This is a genomic window from Zoogloea oryzae, assembly GCF_030161255.1.
GTDB classification, from domain to species: domain Bacteria; phylum Pseudomonadota; class Gammaproteobacteria; order Burkholderiales; family Rhodocyclaceae; genus Zoogloea; species Zoogloea oryzae.
The window spans coordinates 1-617 of record NZ_BSPX01000309.1 but is presented as its reverse complement, the minus strand read 5'-3'; the positions used below and the strand labels follow the sequence as shown (position 1 = coordinate 617).

Genomic DNA, 617 nt, shown 5'->3' with positions numbered 1-617 from the left:
TCGCATCGAACGCCCGGCGTTTCTGTTTCATCAAGTTCTCCTCTACGGGTGGATGATCCACCTATCGAGGTGTCCGAGGAAATTAGACCACTACACAGGGCTGTGCGCGTCTTCGGATGCTGGCGCCAGGCATCGAAACCGGAAGCACAAAAGCAAGAAGGCCACGCGATTGCGTGGCCTTCTTGCTGGAATCTGGTGGGCGGTACTGGGATCGAACCAGTGGCTTCCACCGTGTGAAGGTGGCACTCTACCGCTGAGTTAACCGCCCGGTGAGTTAGAGCGCGCATTATAGTAATCACCTCGAAGGTCGTCAAGGCTTTTTTTGAAGTGATGCGCAGGTAACATCAAAATTCCTGGTTTTTGTTTTGTTTGAAACAAAAAAAGTTTTAAACAAAACTTTCTGATGGATTCAGTCAGTTGCTGCGCCGGATTGGCGGATCCACTGGTTGAAGCACGCCCGCGCGGCCGGGGCGACTTCGTCGGCGAGTAGGCCGCTGTCGATGGCGTGGGTGGTGCAGAACTGGTCTGCGGCGGCGCCGTGGAGGTGCACCGCGGCGAGCAGCGCGTCGCCGTCGAGTTCGCCGCGGGCGAGCAGGGCGGCGACGAGGCCGGTGAGC

Annotated in this window: 1 tRNA gene and 1 pseudogene; both read right to left on the bottom strand. The window is 57.9% G+C overall.

Going from position 1 to position 617, the window contains the following annotated elements:
* Nucleotides 1-193: 193 nt before the first annotated feature.
* Nucleotides 194-268, bottom strand: a tRNA-Val gene (locus QQK25_RS23505).
* Nucleotides 269-409: 141 nt separating this feature from the next.
* Nucleotides 410-617 (bottom strand): annotated as a pseudogene (locus QQK25_RS23500) (bifunctional ADP-dependent NAD(P)H-hydrate dehydratase/NAD(P)H-hydrate epimerase); the annotation flags it as partial.